This is a genomic window from Bradyrhizobium sp. (assembly GCF_049512235.1).
In the GTDB taxonomy this organism is placed as follows: Bacteria; Pseudomonadota; Alphaproteobacteria; order Rhizobiales; family Xanthobacteraceae; genus Bradyrhizobium.
This window is the reverse complement of the sequence record NZ_JBEKXH010000095.1, coordinates 1-17,162: the sequence shown is the minus strand read 5'-3', so window position 1 is coordinate 17,162 and position 17,162 is coordinate 1. Positions and strand designations below refer to the sequence as shown.

Sequence of the window (17,162 nt, the reverse complement as noted above, 5' to 3'; positions counted from 1 at the left end):
AACCGGCTAAGATATTGATTAACCTTGCTTATTTATGATAGGCGTTCTCTGATATCGCCGTTTGCTGCCGCTTTCACTACCCAATCGTGTGGGTGCGCTTGTCTATTGCAACCTGCCGGGCCGCGTCAACGCGCTCTCCGGCATCAGCTTCCATGCCGGGCAGGGCATGCGGGTATGGGTCAAGCCTAATGCCGATCTCTCCGGTAGCAATGGGCCTGTCGCCGTCGTACGAACACCCCTCCATCGAAGCAATCGTAGGTGCCGCCGCCCGAGGCGCCCGTCCATGCGCTACGAAAATCGTTCGTTGGATGTCCAAGCCGCGTCGTTGGATCTACGCCGCGCGCACCGAGTTCAGAAACCTGCCGACCTCCTGCTTCAGCCGGTCGCTTTCGCCCGACAGCGACCGCGCCGCGGACAGCACCTGCGACGAGGCGCTGCCGGTTTCATTGGCGCCGCGCTGCACGTCGGTGAGGTTGGCGGAGACCTCGGTGGTACCAAGCGAGGCTTGCTGCACGTTGCGCGATATTTCCTGCGTGGCGGCGCCTTGTTGTTCGACGGTGGTGGCGATGGTTGCGGCAATTTCGGATATCTTGGCTATGGTATCGCCAATCTCCTTGATCGCGGCCACCGAAAGGCCGGTGGCCGACTGGATGCCGCTGATCTGCGCACTGATTTCGCCGGTCGCCTTCGCGGTCTGCTCGGCCAGCGCCTTGACCTCCGAGGCCACGACAGCAAAACCACGACCGGCGTCCCCGGCGCGCGCGGCTTCGATGGTGGCATTGAGCGCCAGCAGATTGGTCTGGCCGGCGATGGTGTTGATCAGTTCGACGACATCGCCGATGCGGTCTGCGGCCTTGGCCAACTCGCCGACCCGGTCATTGGTGTTGCGTGCCTGCTGGACGGCAGCCGCTGCGATGCGGGCAGAGTCCTGCACCTGCCGGCTGATCTCGTTGACGGAAGAGCTCATCTGCTCGGACGCCGACGCCACCGACTGCACGTTGGCGGAAGCTGCCTCAGAAGCCGCCGCGACCTTGGTGGTCAGTTGTTGCGCGCGGGCCGCGGTCGCCGTCAGGGTGGTGGCGGAAGATTCGAGCTCCGAGGAGGCCGCCGATACCGCGTTGACGATCTTGCCGACCGCACCTTCGAAATCGTCGGCGAGCTTCGTCATCGCCGCCTTGCGCTGCTGCGTGGCGCGCAGTTCGCCGGCCTGCTGTTCGGTCTTCAGACGTTCGACTTCGAGACCGTTTTTCTTGAATATTTCGACGGTGCGGGCCATTTCGCCCAATTCGTCGCCGCGTCCGACGCCAGGAACGGCAACTGCAAAATCGCCCGCGACCATCTCGGTCATGGCGCCGTTCAACCGGGTCAACGGGATCGTGATTTTCCGCACGAGGTAGACCGCACTTGCGCCCGCGAAGACCAGGCTGATCAGGAGTATGCCAACAACTGTCTTCATCGTGGCCTGGATCGCGGCATCGAACTCCTGGTCGCCCTGTGTGGCAGTTGCGATTCGCGCGGCTTTCAATGCGAGAAAATCTCTGGCGACCACACGCAAGTGCTCGTCGAGCTTGCCGTCCATCGCCTCGATCGCGGGCGTCAGCCCGGCCGATTTCTTCAGTTCGGGCAGCATTTCCTGCTCGAATATTGCGACGATGCGCGAGAAGCTCTCGGTGGCCTCCTTGACGAGGTCGGCCTCCTTCGGGTCTTTGACATGAGACGCCACGTCGTTGATGGACGTCAACGCCGCCGCCTTCGCTTCCGACCATTCCTTGGCGGTCTCGTCAAGTTGTCTGTTGATGATGGCATCGGCAATGACTTGATAGATCTCGGCGCCGAGCGAGGAGGCCCTGGTGTATGAAATCGCCTCTGCAGCAGCTGCGGCGCCCGAATCCTGGATCTGCGAAAGATCCTTCAAGGCAAAATATTGCTTCCCGACAACCCCGATCAGGAACAGACACATCGTCGAGAGGAACAGAATAATGGCCCGCTTGATTGAAATCCGCATCATCGCAGCTCCGCTGACCACATGCCTGAGGGTATGCAACCCATAGGGTTAACGGACCAGGCGCAACCGGGACCGCAATAATACGGGGATCGGATCTGGTTCTGGCGCCACAAGGCTATGCGTTCCATCGCGAACAGCTCTGTAAATCGCCTGCATTAACAGAGGATGCCTACGGCGCTGTTAGGCATACCCAGAGTTTAATCTCTGGCTTTAACCCATCGGAGCGGGCATTCGGCTAGAGTGTGCGGAGAAACGGGATCCGAAATCATGCGCGTTGCGATAGCACTGGCCTTTCTGTTGGGAACGACCTGGCCGGTGCTGGCCTCCGACATCGGACCTGTGATCGTCATTCCCGGCCGTCCCGGCGTGCCCATCATCATCAACGGCGTCGATGCCTCCTATACGGTCGTCGAAGGCGACTGGGGCCTCGCCAAGGGCCAGCGTGTCCAACCCACGGTCTATGGCGGCCGCCTCATCGATCCAGTGCCGCATGTCGGCCACTACTACCCGAGCGCGGGTCTGCAGCCGGGCTACGGGCGCCTGGAGATCGAGCCGCCCGCCGACCGCAAGCTGCCGCAGCCGGCGGAGAGCTATCATCAATCCTGGACGTCTCAATCCGCCGCCCCGCAGCCGCCGCAGCCCGAGGTGCCATTTTATCCGCCGCCCGTGATAGCAGCGCCGCAACACGGTGGCGCAAGCATGCCACCGCACGAGTTCCGGCCGCGAAAATCGGGCAATGTTCCCAACTAAGACCCGCGCCCAAAAGAAAAAAGTTCACAGGAGAGAGGACAGGAGAGAGTAATGCGTCAAACGATTAAGGGAGTGTTTGCGACGATTGCTGTGCTGACCGCGGGCGCCGCGCCTGCGCTGGCCTGCGGTGGCTACCAGGGGGCGTGCTCGCCTTGCGGACAGGAGGCCTATGTCAGCCCGTGCGCGCCGCCGGTCTATTCGGCTTGCGACGGCGGCTGCTGGGCTCATGAGCGGCTGCCCGATCCGATGCAGCAGTACTATTACGTCAACCAGGGCCCGACCTATACCGGCCCCGGCGACTACGCGCCGTACCCGACCTATCGGGAAGGCGCGGTATCCGGCTGGCACCCCTATCGCCACCGCCCCCATTATTATGGCTATGAGCGCGGCCGCTATGCCGACGCCATCAGCCATCACTATGGCCCCGTGGTCTACGGCTACCGCCCGCACCGGTATTTCCGTCCCTGGCGCAGGCATGCGGGCCACTACTACGGCTATCACGAGCGCGTGCTGCGCCGCTATTACTGATCGCCGCTTTTTTGAGCGCCCGTTCGCATCCCGCGGGCGGGCGTTTGGTTTGATTGCGGCAAGCGGCGTCCGGTTTGCCGCCCCTCATGCGTCACTTCAACAACTTCGCTCAAGCCATCAGGCCGAGCCTGCTGGCGCCGATATAGAGCGCCAGCACGGCGGCGTTGGACACGTTGAGGCTCTTGATTTCGCCGGGCAGGTCGAGCCGCGCCACCAGGCTGCAGGTTTCGCGGGTCAATTGCCGCAAGCCCTTGCCCTCGGCGCCGAGCACCAGCGCCAAGGGCTGCCGCAAGGCCACCGCGCCGAGATTCTCGCTGCCCTGGCTGTCGAGCCCGACCGTCATGAAACCCTGATCGTTCAATTCGGTCAGCGCGCGGGCGAGGTTCTGCACCGTGACCAGCGGCACCAGCTCCAGCGCGCCGGAAGCCGATTTCGCCAAAACCCCGGTCGCCTCCGGCGAATGGCGGGCCGTGGTGACGATGGCCTTGACCGCGAAGGCCGCGGCCGAGCGCAGGATCGCGCCGACATTATGCGGATCGGTGATCTGGTCGAGCACCAGCACGATGCCCTCTTGCGCCAGCGCCCCGATGTCGGGCGAGGGCAGGGCATCGGCCTCCGCCAACAGGCCCTGATGCACGGCGTCCGGGCCGAGCCGCTGGTCGATCAGGCTCGGGCGGACGATGTCGGGCGTAACGCGGGTGGCGATGTTTTCGTCGGCGAGGCGCCGGGCGGCATTTTCCGTCAGCCACAGCTTGCGAATCTGCCGCTCCGGGTTGGCCAGCGCCGCCGCCACCGTATGCCAGCCATAGAGGATGACCGGACCGTCAGGGCCGGCCTCGCCTCCGCGAAAGGACGTCCTGCGGCCGGATTCGCCGTGACGTTCGGGCGGCTTGCCGCCGCCGCGCCGGAACTTTGGCTTTCGATCGCGATCGCCCATGGCGAGCTTGTGTCACGGGTTCCGGATTATGGCAATTTGGGCCCCTTGCAGCCTTTTGGCGGCCCGGCCTTGGTTGACTTTGCCGGGGCCTTTCCCCCATAAACGCGCCCGACCGGGAGCGCCATCGGCTCGCGGTATTAATGTCATCCATGGCCTGTTGCCGCCATCCCAGGTGGGCGGGTTTGCGATGCTGTTAGATGGGGGAGTGTCCCGAGTGGCAAAGGGAGCTGACTGTAAATCAGCCGTCTTATGACTTCGAAGGTTCGAGTCCTTCTTCCCCCACCAGCCTTCGCTCGCGAAGCGAGCAAGGCTGCCGCGCCGAAGCCCATCGGGCGAAGGCGGGCTGTACACGCGAGCTGCGGCTCGGCAATTCACGCGAGGCCCTCTGCGGCTGTAGGATTGAAGCCCACAGGATCCGCGCAACGCGCGGCCCGATGAGGGCGCAATCCACCTTACGAACTTCCGAAAGCCCGCTCTACGCATCGTGAACCGGCCGAGGTATTTGCATTTCCGCGTCGCGGGGCCACATTACAGCTTGCTTTGACCGAAACGTGCGAAAAACAGCGCCCGCAAGGGAAGCTGAGGGGAGATGGATATGACAGCTTTGACGGAACGAGCCGTGCTTGCCGGTGGCTGCTTCTGGGGTGTGCAGGATCTCATTCGCCGCTATCCCGGCGTGATTTCAACGCGGGTGGGCTACACCGGCGGCGAGGTGCCGAACGCGACCTATCGCAATCACGGCAATCATGCCGAGGCCATCGAGATCATCTTCGACCCCAAGGTGATCAGCTATCGAAAGCTGCTGGAATTCTTTTTCCAGATCCACGATCCCTCGACGCGCAACCGCCAGGGCAATGACCGCGGTGCGAGCTACCGCTCGGCGATCTTCACCACCAACGACGAGCAGAAGCGGGTCGCGGAAGACACCATCGCCGATGTCGATGCGTCCGGCCTTTGGCCGGGCAAGGTTGTCACCGAGGTGACGCCGGCCGGCCCGTTCTGGGAGGCCGAGCCCGAACATCAGGATTATCTGGAGAAATACCCCGACGGCTATACCTGTCATTTCATCCGGCCGGACTGGACACTGCCGCACCGGGCGGAGAAGACCGGCACGCGCGGAGCTACCGCGGCATGAGCACAGGCGCCAGCTTCTGGCGGCAATGCTTGCCGCCGGTAAAGCGAAGCTCAGTGCCGTGACAGCCCGTACCTAGGCGGATTGGAGCTTAACGGGTCCGCGCAAGGCGCGGCCCGATCGGCGTAAGCCATGGGCTCACGACAGCAACTGCCGCGCCACGATCAGGCGGTGAATCTGGTTGGTACCTTCGAAGATCTGGTTGATCTTGGCGTCGCGCATGAAGCGCTCGACCGGAAAATCCTTCATGTAGCCGGCGCCGCCGAAGATCTGCACCGCGTCGGTGGTGACCTTCATGGCCATGTCGCTGGCGAAGCACTTTGCCATCGATGCCTTGGCGGAAAATTCCCGGAAGCTCGCCTCGGATGGAAAGCCCTCGTCGGCGACGCGGGCGCATTCGTAGACCAGGCACCGCGCCGCCTCCACCTGCATCGCCATGTCCGCCAGCATAAATTGCAGCCCCTGGAATTCCGAAATCGATTTGCCGAATTGCCGCCGCTCCTTGGCATATTTCACGGCGGCGTCGAGCGCGCCCTGCGCGAGGCCGACCGATACCGCGCCGATGGTCGGACGGTTGAGATCCAGGATCCGCATGCAGATCTTGAAGCCCTCGCCTTCCTCTCCGATGCGGTTTTCCAAGGGCACCCTGAGATTGTCGAAATAAATCGGGGCGTTCGGCAATCCGTTCAATCCGAGCTTGCGCTCGGCCTTGCCGACCGTAAAGCCCGGCGTCTTGGTATCGACAATGAACGCGCTGATGTTGTGGGTGCCATCGCCATCGCTGCCGGTCTTGGCGAACACCGTGATGTAATCGGCGACCGGCGCGAAGGTGATGTAGCATTTCTGGCCGTTGAGAATGTAGCCGCCGTTGCCGTCGCGCGTGGCCGACGTCTTCATGCTGCCGACGTCGGAACCGGACTGCGGTTCGGTGATGGCCACGGCAGTCAGGGTGCGGCCCTTGGCGACTTCGGGGAAGAAGCGCCGGCGCTGCTCCTCATTGCCGAAATGCAGCAGGGGGACGATCAGGCCGATTCCGTTTTGTCCGGAAATCAGCGCGATGGTCTCCGATACCTTGGCCAGCTCTTCGGCGGCGATGCAGATCGTGGTCAGGTTGGCGCCTGGCCCGCCATATTCTTCCGGAAGGCGAAGCTGAAGCAAACCCATGTCGCCGAACTTCGGGACCAGCTCGGCGGGAAATCTGTCTTCGCGATCGACGGCATCGGCGATCGGCTCCACTTCTCTGGCGATGAAGCGTTTTAGCGTATCGCGGAAATCGTGTTGGTCCTGACTTAGGTGCATCTTCTCCACCTGTTGGTTCGCCCGCTGGAGGCGGGCATGGTCGCGCGCGCGTTCTCGGTTACTTCTGCTGTCCCGGGGGCTGGCCGGAACTGGCATCGTCGATCAACTGCCAGGAAGATCCCTCAAACCTCGCCATGCGAAGCGATTGATAGGGCGCATAATCGCCGGGCGAGGTGTTGAGCTGAATTCCCGGCAGCATCATCTTGAAGTGCTGTCCCTTCATGGTGGTCGCCTGTTTCAGAAGATTTTCCCGTGTGAGATCGTCCCCGCACTGCTTGATGGCCTGGGCGATACCCTGCGCGATGATGTATCCGGACAGCGCAACGAAATCGCCGGGATCGTCATTCGGCACCCATTTCTTGACGAACTCGACATATTCCCTGACCTCGGGATCGTTGGCCCAGGCTGGATCGCCGGCCTGCTTGGTGAACTGGGTTGTCATAATCCCTTGCGCATTTTCGAAACCGGCCGGCTTCAGCACCGTTTGAACCGAATTGGTGGGGCTGGCGAGAAACTGTAGCGGGCTCCAGTTCAATTCCTTCACCTTGCGCAGTGCCTGTGCGGTAAATTTCGGCGTCGAGAAATCCAAAAGCACGTCGGCGCCGGAATCCTTCAGCCGCACGATCTGGGAATCGATGGTCGGCTCGGTCAATTCGTAGGCCGCCTCGGCCACGATTTTGGCGTTGCCATCTCCGAGCGCGGCCTTGAGCCCGACCAGAAAGTCCTTTCCGTAATCGTCGTTCTGATAGAGCACGCCGATTTTGGCCTCGGGCTTGTTCCTGAGAATATATCGCCCGAATGTCCTGCCCTCCATCTCGAAGCCCGGATACATCGGAACGCTCCAGGGGAAATTCTGCGGATCGGCGAACCTGCGTCCGCCGGCGGAGATGAAGATGTGCGGCACCTTGGCCTGGTTGAGGTATTTCTGGATCGCGACGTTCGGCGTGGTGCCCACGGTACCGACGTCGGCGAGCACACCTGTGTCCTCGACCAGTTTACGGGTTTGTTCCAGGGCCCTCGGAGGACTGAAGGCGTTGTCGAGCGAGATCAGCGTGATCCTGCGGCCGTTGATCCCGCCCGAGGCGTTGATCATCTCGAAATAGCCGGCCATCAACCGGCCGTAGCTCGAAAACGCCGACGCCGGACCGCTGTAGGGAACGGTCTGACCGAGTTTTATTTCGGTATCGGTTACGCCTGGACCATATTTCTTCTCAGCGGCCCCGGCGGTGCTCAAACCGGCCAATAATACGGCGCAGATCCATCCAACCGGTCTTCCGAACATCGATTTCCCCTTGTCTGTCCGGCTAAGCGCGCCGTTGGTTTCCGAGTTCTGGATCGCTTTGCACGACAAACGAATCAGCGTCCCCGGCGAAGGTCTTTCGCAGCTCGGTTTTGCGTACCTTGCCGCTCGCCGTCATGGGCAGCGAGTCAACGAAGACCAGTTTGTCAGGCATCCACCATTTCGGAATCAGAGGCGAGAGGTGATCAAGCATTTCCTGTTCCGTAACAACGGCGCCCGGTTTTAATACTGCGACCAGAAGCGGCCGCTCTTGCCACCTGGGATGCGCGATGGCGATCACCGCAGCATGGAGAACAGCCGGGTGCTCGACCGCGGCGGCTTCGATCGCTTGGCTCGAGATCCATTCCCCGCCGGATTTGATGACGTCCTTCGAACGATCGACGATCTCGATGGTGCCGTCGCTGTGCAGCCGCGCGACGTCGCCGGTCGACAGCCATCCGCTCGCGGTCGAGGATTCCAGCCTGTAATAGCCTGCGGCGACGATGGGTCCTCGCGCCTGCAGGTGACCGACACTCAGGCCGTCATGCGGCAGCGCGGTTCCGTCGTCGTCCACGATGCGAAGCTCGGTGCCGAATCCCATCCGGCCCTGCCGCATCTTGTGCAAAAACTGCTGGTCCGGCGGCAGCTCGGCCACGCCCGGCGCCGGTGTGCCACGCACGCCGCCGGGGGCTTCGGTCATGCCCCAGACCTGACCGACCGAAATGCCGCGACGCTCGAGGTCCTCGATCAGAGGGCGGGGTGCCTTTGTCCCCGCGACCATCGCGGCGCGCAGCGACGGCAGCTCCAGCCCCGCCGAGGCCAGATAATTCACGATGCCGAACCACACCGTCGGCACGGCGGCGGCAACCGTGACGTTTTCCTGCCGGATCAGCTCACAAAGTCTTTCGGGTTCGAAGTTACGCCCGGGCAGCACGAGCTTCTGCCCGTTCATGGGGGCGGTAAACGGCATCATCCAGCCGTTGGCGTGAAACAACGGAGCGATCGGCATGGCCGCCTCACGGTGGCCGGGTCGGAACACACCGACGGTGTCCGCCATGCTCATGAACAGTGACGCGAGCACGATCGATCGATGGGAATAGACCACCCCCTTCGGATCCCCCGTGGTGCCGGACGTGTAACAGAGGACGCTCGCCGAGCGTTCATCGAAGGTGGGCCACTCATGATCGGCACGCTGCGACTTCAGCAGGCCTTCATAGGAGATGACGTTGGCGAGCGATGTCTCCGGCAACCCATCGTCCGGATCCATGAACAGCCAGCCCTTGACTGATGTCAGATGCGGCGCAAGTGACTGAGCCAGTGTCAGTGTTGCGGCGTCGATGCAGATCCACTGGTCCTCGGCATGATCAATGATCTTGACAAGCGTCTCCTCGAACAGCCGCGGATTGATGGTATGAAGTACCAGCCCTTGACCGCTGACCCCGTAGAACAACTCGAAATGGTGATGGGTATTCCAGGCCAGCGATCCGACGCGATCGCCCTTTGATAGCCCAAGGGATTTCAGCGCGGCTGACAGGCGCAGGCATCGCTCGAGTGCGGCGGAGTAGCAATAACGATGGATACTGCCGTCGAGGTTACGCGAAACGATCTGCGTTTGGCCGTGCGCCGTTGCGGCGTAGCGGAGAATATCCGTCGTCAGCAACGGAGTGTCCATCATCAAGCCGAGCACGATGGCTGCCTCCCTCCCTCGGGTTTCCGATGCGCCTGCCCCTTGGCGGGTCTCTCGCGCGCATCGAAAAAAACGCTAACAGTTGCGAAAGAAACTTACAAGCAGTCCAGCCGGTTTTATGTTCGGCCCCGTCCGGCATAATGATGCCGGCCGTTTTCATTGACCATCATTCGGCTGCGACCGCGAAGCGGCTGTCGTCGAGCTCAGCCTCCAGCCGGGCTTTCTCGGCCAACGATTTGACGATGCTCGCTTGCTTGATGTGGCCATAACCGCGGATCGCTTCCGGAAGCCGCGCCAGTTTGACAAGCACCGGAATCTGTCCGGATTTGAGGGTTGCGACGCGCTCCTCGATCATCGTTCGGTAATCGTCGATCAGTTTGCGTTCGGTTTTCCGTTCGGCCGTGTAGCCGAAGGGATCGAAAGCGGTGCCGCGCAGGAATTTGAGCCGCGCCAGCAGCCGGAAGGCATGGATCATCCAGCCGCCATACTCCGTCTTCTGCAGATGACCGGTGACCTTGTCGCGGCGCGCCAGCAGCGGCGCAGCAAGGTGGAATTTGAGGCGGACGTCGCCTTCGAACTTTTCGCCGAGCTTTTTGGCAAAGCTGTCATCGGCATAAAGCCGCGCCACCTCATATTCGTCCTTGTAAGCCATCAGCTTGAACAGGTTCTTGGCCACCGCGTCGGTGAGCTCGGTCGAACCCGGCGATGCCAGCGCCTCGGCGCTCTTCACCCCGGCAATTGTTGCGAGATAGAGGTTGGCCCAGGACTGGTTCTGATAGTCGATCAGAAATTTGGCCCGGTAGGCGATCGATCCATCGAGCGGCCGGGTTTTTGGGGTCAGGGCCCTCGTGTGGAACTGGATGACGCTGCGGACCCGCGCCAGGTCGTGGGCGGCGAGCCGGCCCCAGGAGAAGGCCTGCTTGTTCATCTCGATCGCGGCGCCGTTGATTTCGATGGCTCGCATGATGGCTTCGAGCGAAAGTGGAATGAACCCGTTCTGGAATGCCATGCCGAGCATCAAGGCATTGGTCGCGATGCTGTCGCCCATCAGGGCCGAAGCGATGCCGGTGGCGTCGATGATCTCGAGATTACCGTCGCCGATGGCGTCGCGGAGCGCCTGCTGCATCGCATTCATTTCGAAGTCGATGTCGGGATTCATCACGAAACTGGCAGTGGGCTGCAGATCGGCATTGACGAGGGCCCGGGTCACGCCGCGTTCGACACGGCTGAGCGCCGTCGGATTGGCGGAAACCACGATATCGCAGCCGAGAACGAGGTCGGCACCGCCGGAGGCGATGCGGACGGTGGTGATGTCTTCCGGCGTCGGCGCGATCCGGACGTGGCTCATGACCGCGCCGTTTTTCTGCGCAAGGCCGGTGAAGTCCAGCGCCGAGCAGCCGCGGCCGTCGAGGTGGGCGGCCATGCCGAGCAGGGCGCCGATCGTGATGACACCGGTGCCGCCGATGCCAGTGACGAGGATGTTGAAGGGCGCATCGAGCTGGCGCTTGGTCGGCAACGGCAGATCGGCGAACAACTGGCCGGAATCGATCGAGGAGGTCTCCGCCTTCTTTAGCGTGCCGCCATGAACGGTGACGAAACTCGGGCAGAAGCCCTCGACGCAGGAATAGTCCTTGTTGCAGTTCGACTGGTCGATCTGGCGCTTGCGGCCGAATTCGGTCTCCAGCGGCTGGACCGAGACGCAGTTCGAGGTCTGCGAACAGTCGCCGCAGCCTTCGCAAACGAGATCGTTGATGAAAACGCGCTTCGGCGGATCCGGATATAGCCCGCGCTTGCGGCGGCGGCGTTTCTCGGCGGCGCAGGTCTGATCGTAGATCAGAACCGACAGACCGCTGACCTTTCGCAACTCGCGCTGGATGCGGTCGAGTTCGCGGCGATGGTGGACGGTCGCGCCTTCGGGGAAATAGTTCCTGGCCGGGTATTTGCCGGGATCGTCGGAGACCACAGCGACGCGCTTGGCGCCTTCGGCCCAGACCTGGTGGGCAATCTGCGAGACGGTCAAGCCGCCCTCGGCAGGTTGTCCGCCGGTCATGGCGACCGCGTCGTTGTAGAGAATCTTGTAGGTGATGTTGACGCCGGCGGCGGCTGCTGCTCGCAGCGCGAGCAATCCGGAATGGGTGTAGGTGCCGTCGCCGAGGTTCTGAAAGATGTGGGCTTCGCTGGTGAAGGGCGCCTGACCGATCCAGCTCACGCCCTCGGCGCCCATGTGCGAGATCGTCGCGGTGCGCCGGCTCGGAATCGACAGCGCCATGCCGTGACAGCCGATGCCGGCCATCGCGCGACTGCCCTCGGGTACTTTGGTTGAGGTATTGTGCGGGCAGCCGGAACAGAAATACGGTGTTCGCTGCAGCGCCATCGGCGCTGGCGCCGTTGCCGGATGTTCGAACGCCTCGAGCCGCGCCAGCCTTTGCTCCAGCACCGGGCTGTGGTGACCAAGCCGGCGCAGCCGGGCGACCACGGCCGCGGCGACCATGGTCGGCGTCAGTTCGCCCTCGCTTGGCAACAGGGTCGCGCCGCGCTCGTCGCGTTTGCCGACTACGGAGGGACGCTTGGCGGCATCCATATTGTAGAGAATGCGTACCAGCTGGTCTTCGATGAACCCGCGCTTTTCCTCGACCACCAGGACATCCTGCAGCCCCTCGGCAAAGCCGCGCGCGCCGCTCTCTTCGAGCGGCCAGGTCATCGCCACCTTGTAGATGCGCAGGCCCAGCCCGTTTGCGTCCCGTTCACCAATACCGAGGTCCGCCAGCGCCTGTCGCAAATCCAGATAGGCCTTCCCGGTGGCCACGATGCCGAGCCGTGCCGGCTCGCTGTCGAGAACCACGCGATCGAGCCGGTTGGCGCGCGCGAAGGCGGCGACAGCGGCGAGTTTCGGACCGTGCAGCCGCCGCTCCTGTTCGAGCGGCGGATCGGGCCAGCGGATGCCAAGGCCGCCCGGCGGCATCTCGAAGTCGGACGGCAGCACGACCTGCATGCGTTCCGGATCGCTGTAGATGGATGCGGAGCTTTCCACCGTTTCCGAGATCGCCTTGAAGCCGACCCAGCAGCCCGAGAAGCGCGACAGCGCGAAACCGTACAGTCCGAGATCCAGATAATCCTGCAGCGTCGCCGGATTGAGGATCGGCATCAAGGCGGCGGCAAAGACCTGTTCGCTCTGATGCGCCAGCGTCGATGATTGGCAGCCGTGATCATCACCGGCCAGTGCCAGCACGCCGCCATGTCGCGACGTACCGGCCGAATTGGCATGCTTGAGCGCGTCGACCGAGCGATCCACGCCCGGTCCCTTGCCATACCAAAGGCCGAACACGCCATCGACCTTGGCGCCCGGAAACAGTCCAACCTGCTGGCTGCCCCACACCGCGGTTGCCGCGAGGTCTTCGTTCAGGCCGGGAACGAAGGCGATATCTTGCGATTGCAGGAACGACTTTGCGCGCCACAGGGCGTTGTCGTACATGCCGAGCGGCGAGCCGCGGTAGCCGGAGATAAACCCGGCGGTGTTAAGACCCTGCAGCCGGTCGCGCTCGCGCTGCAACATTGGCAGCCGCACCAGCGCCTGGATTCCGGAAAGGTAGATTCGCTTGGCGTCGAGCCGGTATTTGTCGTCCAACTCGACCTGCATCAGCGTCATCTCAAGGCTCCGTTGGATCGTCATGGCGGGCAGGATCGTCGGCGGAACCCGACGGTTGGGGAGTTTGGCGGCCTAACGGCAAGGCGCCGACAGGCCATCGACCCCAACGAGGTCGATCTGATCGATCAGTGAAAACGATGTGTCGCCGATGTCAATATCGGTGGAGAAATTCATCGGATCGGCATGGCCGCAAATCACGTCGGCGAAAGGCCACTCGGCCGATGCCACGGTCTTGCCACCCGCCACGATCGAAAGCCTGATCGGATGCAAGGCGCCAATGCCGCGCGACGTCTGATAGCCGTCGGCAACGCAATAGAGCTCGACGCGGATTTTGCCGGTCGAAATGCTCTGCACGGACAGTTCGACGTCGAAAAAGCCGAACGCGGCGTCATTGTCGGAGCCTTTCTCGTAGAAGTAGAACGAACCGATCTTGCCATGCACACACGGGCCCAGCTTGTAGTCGCGGGGCACCTGCGGGTCGGGTCGCGCCGGCGTCCGGGGTGGTAACGGCCCGAGCGAGCAGAACTGTCGATACGAATAGCAAACGCCCAATATGCTCTCCCTGTGGCCCCGCTTTTGGTCCGGCCGCTTCCCGCGCTCTACAACGCCAAAGGCGCCCGATTGAGGAAGCGTGCGGCATTTGCCGAAAACCTCTCCCGGCTGAATCCTAGCGCCTGTTCGGCGAATTGCGCCGGCCGGTCCTGCTTGATGGTAAAAGGATAGTCCGAGCCGACGACAATGTGATCGCCACCGACGGCGTCGGCGAGAAAACGCAGGCCGGGACGGTCATAGAGGATGGAGTCATAATAGAATGCCCGCGCCATTTCGCCGGGATCGCGCGCAAACAGCTCCTGCAGCGGAGGTCCCATCGCATGCGCGTGCTTCAGGCGCGGAAGAATCCACGCTAGCGCGCCACCGCCGTGACTCAGCAATATTCTCAATCTGGGAAATCGCTCGGTGATCCCATGCGTCAGCAGCGAAACCGCCGCGAGCGCGGTCTCAAGTGGAAACGCCGCGACCGCCGCGAGTTCCGGGCGGCCGGCCATCCGTTCCATGCCCGCCGGATGCAAGGGATGAATCATGATCGCGAGATCGGCTTCCTCAGCGGCGGCATAGAGCTCGTGCATGCGTGGGTCGCCCAGCGCGACGCCATTGACATGCGTGCCGATTTCGATGCCGCGCAGCCCGAGCGCCTTGATGCCGGCGAGCCGTCGCGCCGCCAGCGCCGGATCCTGCACCGGCGCCATGCCGATGCCGATGAAGTTCCGCGGATGCTCCGCGCACAGTTTCGCGATGCCGCGGTTGACATGATCAGACAACGCGTCAGCATCACCGGCCGGAAACCAGTGCGAAAGCAGCTCAGGCATCGGCGAGACAACCTGGAGGTCGATGTCGTCCTCCAGCATGTCCTGCAGCCGGCGGTCGGCATCCCAGCTTCGGGAATCGATCAGGCGAAAGACCTTTCCGCCTACCATCACCGCAGCCTTGTTCCCCTCGCGGTGCTCGATCGACGGCCACAGTGGCGTGCGTTCCCTGGCCGGCGGCATCGTATCGGGAACGAAGTGGGTATGGACGTCGATCGCCTTGGCCACCGTTTTCTCCCCTTGTGATGCACTGCGATAACCGCGTGGATCGACATTATTACTTTACAAGCAGGTTGGACTGTTTTTAAAGTCCGCGCAATCGAAGAATAAGCCAGGCAGCTTCCTGCGATCGGCCAAAGGGAAGATATCAGCCGCTGCGGGAGTTGGAAGCGCCGGTGCCGACAATCGGGAAAATAGTGATCGCTGGCGCGGGCCAGGCAGGCGGGCGGGCTGCAGAAGCATTGCGCTCGGCCGGCTTCCGCGGCGCGATCACGGTGATCGGTGAGGAGAACCATCCGCCCTATGAGCGTCCCCAACTGTCGAAGGAGTTGCTGGCAACGCTGGACACGCCCGTCTCCTACCTCAAGCCGGCGCGCGATTGGAGCGACGTGCTCGACGTCACCATGATCACCGGCGCTGCCGTCGTCGCATGCGATGCCGGGCGGCAGACCGTTGCAACCGGCGACGGCAGGATATTCGATTACGACCGGCTTCTGCTCGCCACCGGCACCCAGCCAAGGCGAATCAACACGCTCGGTGGAACGGGTGCGCGCGTTCACTACCTGCGCAACATCGAAGACGCGATGCAATTGCGGCAGTCATTTCATCGCCAGGCCCGCGTTGTCATTGTCGGCGGCGGTGTCATCGGGCTCGAGGCCGCCTGCGCCGCGGCGAAACACGGTTGCGACGTGACGGTGGTCGAGAGCCAGCAGCGCTTGCTGGCCCGGGCATTTCCCGGCCTCGTCAGCGAGGTGGTCGAAGCCAGGCACCGCAGCCACGGGGTTCGGTTCGCATTTGGTGTTACGGTTGTGGAAGGGACGGCAGACGGCGTGCGCCTGACCGATGGCACCGCGCTCAAGGCGGATATCATCCTGGTCGGAATCGGCGTCGATCCGAGCAGCGCGGTCGCGCGCGACCTCGGTCTGTCGGCCGATGCCGGTATCGAGGTCGACGGCTTCGGACGCACCGCGGCTCCCAATGTCTTCAGCGCCGGCGACGTGTCGCTGCAATGGAGCAAATGCCACGATCGGGCGATCCGGGTCGAGACCTGGGCCAACGCGCAGAATCAGGCGATCTGCGTGGCCGGCAACATGATCGGGACCGGCCGCGAATACGGCGATCCGCCGTGGTTCTGGTCCGATCAATACGATCTCAATATCCAGGTGGTTGGCGACATGCTCAACGCCGACCACATCGTACGCGGCGACGCCGGCAGCGACCGATTTTCGGTGGCGGCGATGCGCGGCGGCGAAATCGTAGGCGCGATCTCGATCAATGCCGCCAAGGACATGGCGATGTTCCGGCGTCTGGTCGCCAGGCAATCGAGGCTGAACCGATCCGACATCGAATCGACCGCGTACGATCTGCGCAAGGCATTGATAATCAATTGATCAACGGAGGCACGGCAATGAATGCGATTGGGCCGATGAAGACAGCGCTTCTGATCGATGAATCGAGGAAAATCTTCAAAGTCTCCCGTCAGGCCTTTGTCGATCCCGCGATCCTGGATGCCGAACGCGCGCAGATCTTCGACAAATGCTGGCTCTATCTCGGCCATAGTTCCGAGCTCGCCAAGCCCGGGAATTTTGTCACCCGGCAGGTTGGCGGCCGGGGTATTTTGTTTGCCCGCGACGGCAAGGGAAATCTCAAGGCGATGCTGAATACCTGCCCGCATCGCGGGGCGCAGGTGTGCCGCGAGAAGCATGGCAGCGCAAAATCCTTCCAGTGTTTCTATCACGGCTGGGTCTTCGGATTGGATGGCACGCTGCGCAGCCAGCCCGGGGAGGCCTCTTACGCCGCGGATTTCAAGGAGCGCAGTACCTCGAACATGCAGCAGGTTCCGCGCCTTGAAAGCTACCGTGAGTTCAATTTCATCTGCTTCGACAGGAACGTCGAAAGCCTCTCGGACTATCTTGGGCCCGTGAAGGAATATCTCGATATGATTTGCGACCAGGCGGAAACCGGAATGACGATCGTCGGCGGCACCCAGGAATATTCGATGCGTGCGAACTGGAAACTGCTCACCGAAAACAGCATTGATGGTTATCACGCGCTGACGACCCACGCCACCTACTTGGACTACCTCAAGGCGACAACGGGCGGTCTCGCCCAGGTTGCCTTCGAGGGCTCGGCGCGCGATCTCGGCAAAGGGCACGCCGTCCTCGAATACAGGGCACCCTGGGGCCGCCCTGTCGCGCAGTGGATTCCATCATGGGGCGAGGACGGCAAGCGCGAGCTTGCCCGGCTTCATGACGGTCTGGTAAAACGCTATGGAAAAGAGCGGGCCGACCGGATCGCTACCTTCAACCGCAACCT

The 17,162-nt window shown here is 62.6% G+C and carries 13 protein-coding genes and 1 tRNA gene; 6 read left to right on the top strand and 8 right to left on the bottom strand.

The features are described 5' to 3' along the window. Window positions 1-331: 331 nt before the first annotated feature. On the bottom strand, window positions 332-2,008 hold the full coding sequence (locus ABSG20_RS11555) for a methyl-accepting chemotaxis protein (RefSeq protein WP_423864636.1): 1,677 nt from the start codon (window positions 2,006-2,008) through the stop codon (window positions 332-334). 264 nt (window positions 2,009-2,272) lie between these two features. On the opposite strand from ABSG20_RS11555, the gene ABSG20_RS11550 reads away from it, so the two are divergent. Beyond that, a complete protein-coding gene (locus tag ABSG20_RS11550; protein WP_423864635.1) occupies window positions 2,273-2,755 on the top strand; it encodes a hypothetical protein in 483 nt (160 codons plus the stop codon). 51 nt (window positions 2,756-2,806) lie between these two features. Then, the gene (locus ABSG20_RS11545) at window positions 2,807-3,283 is read left to right on the top strand and encodes a hypothetical protein (RefSeq protein ID WP_423864634.1); all 477 of its coding nucleotides are present in this window, start codon (window positions 2,807-2,809) and stop codon (window positions 3,281-3,283) included. A gap of 109 nt (window positions 3,284-3,392) precedes the next feature. Here ABSG20_RS11545 and ABSG20_RS11540 read toward each other — a convergent pair whose 3' ends face one another. Further along, window positions 3,393-4,220: a TrmH family RNA methyltransferase gene (locus ABSG20_RS11540; protein ID WP_423864633.1), complete on the bottom strand. Its 828-nt coding sequence runs from the start codon at window positions 4,218-4,220 to the stop codon at window positions 3,393-3,395. Window positions 4,221-4,419: 199 nt separating this feature from the next. On the opposite strand from ABSG20_RS11540, the gene ABSG20_RS11535 reads away from it, so the two are divergent. Together ABSG20_RS11535 and msrA are read left to right on the top strand one after the other, a co-directional pair. Continuing rightward, window positions 4,420-4,505, top strand: a tRNA-Tyr gene (locus ABSG20_RS11535). 310 nt (window positions 4,506-4,815) lie between these two features. After that, the gene (gene msrA, locus ABSG20_RS11530; RefSeq protein WP_423864632.1) at window positions 4,816-5,355 is read left to right on the top strand and encodes a peptide-methionine (S)-S-oxide reductase MsrA; all 540 of its coding nucleotides are present in this window, start codon (window positions 4,816-4,818) and stop codon (window positions 5,353-5,355) included. Window positions 5,356-5,490: 135 nt separating this feature from the next. Here the strand turns inward: msrA and ABSG20_RS11525 are convergent, their stop codons facing one another. The 6 genes from ABSG20_RS11525 to ABSG20_RS11500 form a co-directional block, all read right to left on the bottom strand. Continuing rightward, on the bottom strand, window positions 5,491-6,651 hold the full coding sequence (locus ABSG20_RS11525) for an acyl-CoA dehydrogenase family protein (RefSeq protein WP_423864631.1): 1,161 nt from the start codon (window positions 6,649-6,651) through the stop codon (window positions 5,491-5,493). A gap of 58 nt (window positions 6,652-6,709) precedes the next feature. Then, window positions 6,710-7,933 (bottom strand): ABC transporter substrate-binding protein, encoded by a 1,224-nt coding sequence (locus ABSG20_RS11520; protein ID WP_423864630.1) that lies wholly within the window; start codon window positions 7,931-7,933, stop codon window positions 6,710-6,712. A 22-nt stretch (window positions 7,934-7,955) separates the two neighbouring features. Next, window positions 7,956-9,617 carry a long-chain fatty acid--CoA ligase gene (locus tag ABSG20_RS11515; protein ID WP_423864629.1) on the bottom strand — a complete coding sequence of 554 codons (1,662 nt, stop codon included), beginning with the start codon at window positions 9,615-9,617 and terminating at the stop codon, window positions 7,956-7,958. A gap of 166 nt (window positions 9,618-9,783) precedes the next feature. Next, window positions 9,784-13,287, bottom strand: a complete 3,504-nt coding sequence (locus tag ABSG20_RS11510; RefSeq protein ID WP_423864628.1) for an indolepyruvate ferredoxin oxidoreductase family protein — start codon at window positions 13,285-13,287, stop codon at window positions 9,784-9,786. Between the two features lie 48 nt (window positions 13,288-13,335). Then, window positions 13,336-13,815 carry a hypothetical protein gene (locus ABSG20_RS11505; RefSeq protein ID WP_423864627.1) on the bottom strand — a complete coding sequence of 160 codons (480 nt, stop codon included), beginning with the start codon at window positions 13,813-13,815 and terminating at the stop codon, window positions 13,336-13,338. Window positions 13,816-13,862: 47 nt separating this feature from the next. After that, the gene (locus ABSG20_RS11500) at window positions 13,863-14,855 is read right to left on the bottom strand and encodes an amidohydrolase family protein (protein WP_423864626.1); all 993 of its coding nucleotides are present in this window, start codon (window positions 14,853-14,855) and stop codon (window positions 13,863-13,865) included. A 167-nt stretch (window positions 14,856-15,022) separates the two neighbouring features. Between ABSG20_RS11500 and ABSG20_RS11495 the strand changes: the two genes are divergently transcribed. Then, a complete protein-coding gene (locus ABSG20_RS11495) occupies window positions 15,023-16,237 on the top strand; it encodes an NAD(P)/FAD-dependent oxidoreductase (RefSeq protein ID WP_423864625.1) in 1,215 nt (404 codons plus the stop codon). A 35-nt stretch (window positions 16,238-16,272) separates the two neighbouring features. Beyond that, window positions 16,273-17,162: aromatic ring-hydroxylating oxygenase subunit alpha (locus tag ABSG20_RS11490; RefSeq protein ID WP_423864624.1), on the top strand; the 890-nt coding region annotated here is incomplete at its 3' end.

Excerpts from the sequence above, each read along its gene's own strand:
- msrA (WP_423864632.1), top strand. The coding sequence starts at position 4,816 with ATGACAGCTTTGACGGAACGAGCCGTGCTTGCCGGTGGCTGCTTCTGG.
- ABSG20_RS11525 (WP_423864631.1), bottom strand. The coding sequence starts at position 6,651 with ATGCACCTAAGTCAGGACCAACACGATTTCCGCGATACGCTAAAACGC.
- ABSG20_RS11510 (WP_423864628.1), bottom strand. The coding sequence starts at position 13,287 with ATGACGATCCAACGGAGCCTTGAGATGACGCTGATGCAGGTCGAGTTG.
- ABSG20_RS11555 (WP_423864636.1), bottom strand. The coding sequence starts at position 2,008 with ATGATGCGGATTTCAATCAAGCGGGCCATTATTCTGTTCCTCTCGACG.
- ABSG20_RS11550 (WP_423864635.1), top strand. The coding sequence starts at position 2,273 with ATGCGCGTTGCGATAGCACTGGCCTTTCTGTTGGGAACGACCTGGCCG.
- ABSG20_RS11540 (WP_423864633.1), bottom strand. The coding sequence starts at position 4,220 with ATGGGCGATCGCGATCGAAAGCCAAAGTTCCGGCGCGGCGGCGGCAAG.
- ABSG20_RS11520 (WP_423864630.1), bottom strand. The coding sequence starts at position 7,933 with ATGTTCGGAAGACCGGTTGGATGGATCTGCGCCGTATTATTGGCCGGT.
- ABSG20_RS11545 (WP_423864634.1), top strand. The coding sequence starts at position 2,807 with ATGCGTCAAACGATTAAGGGAGTGTTTGCGACGATTGCTGTGCTGACC.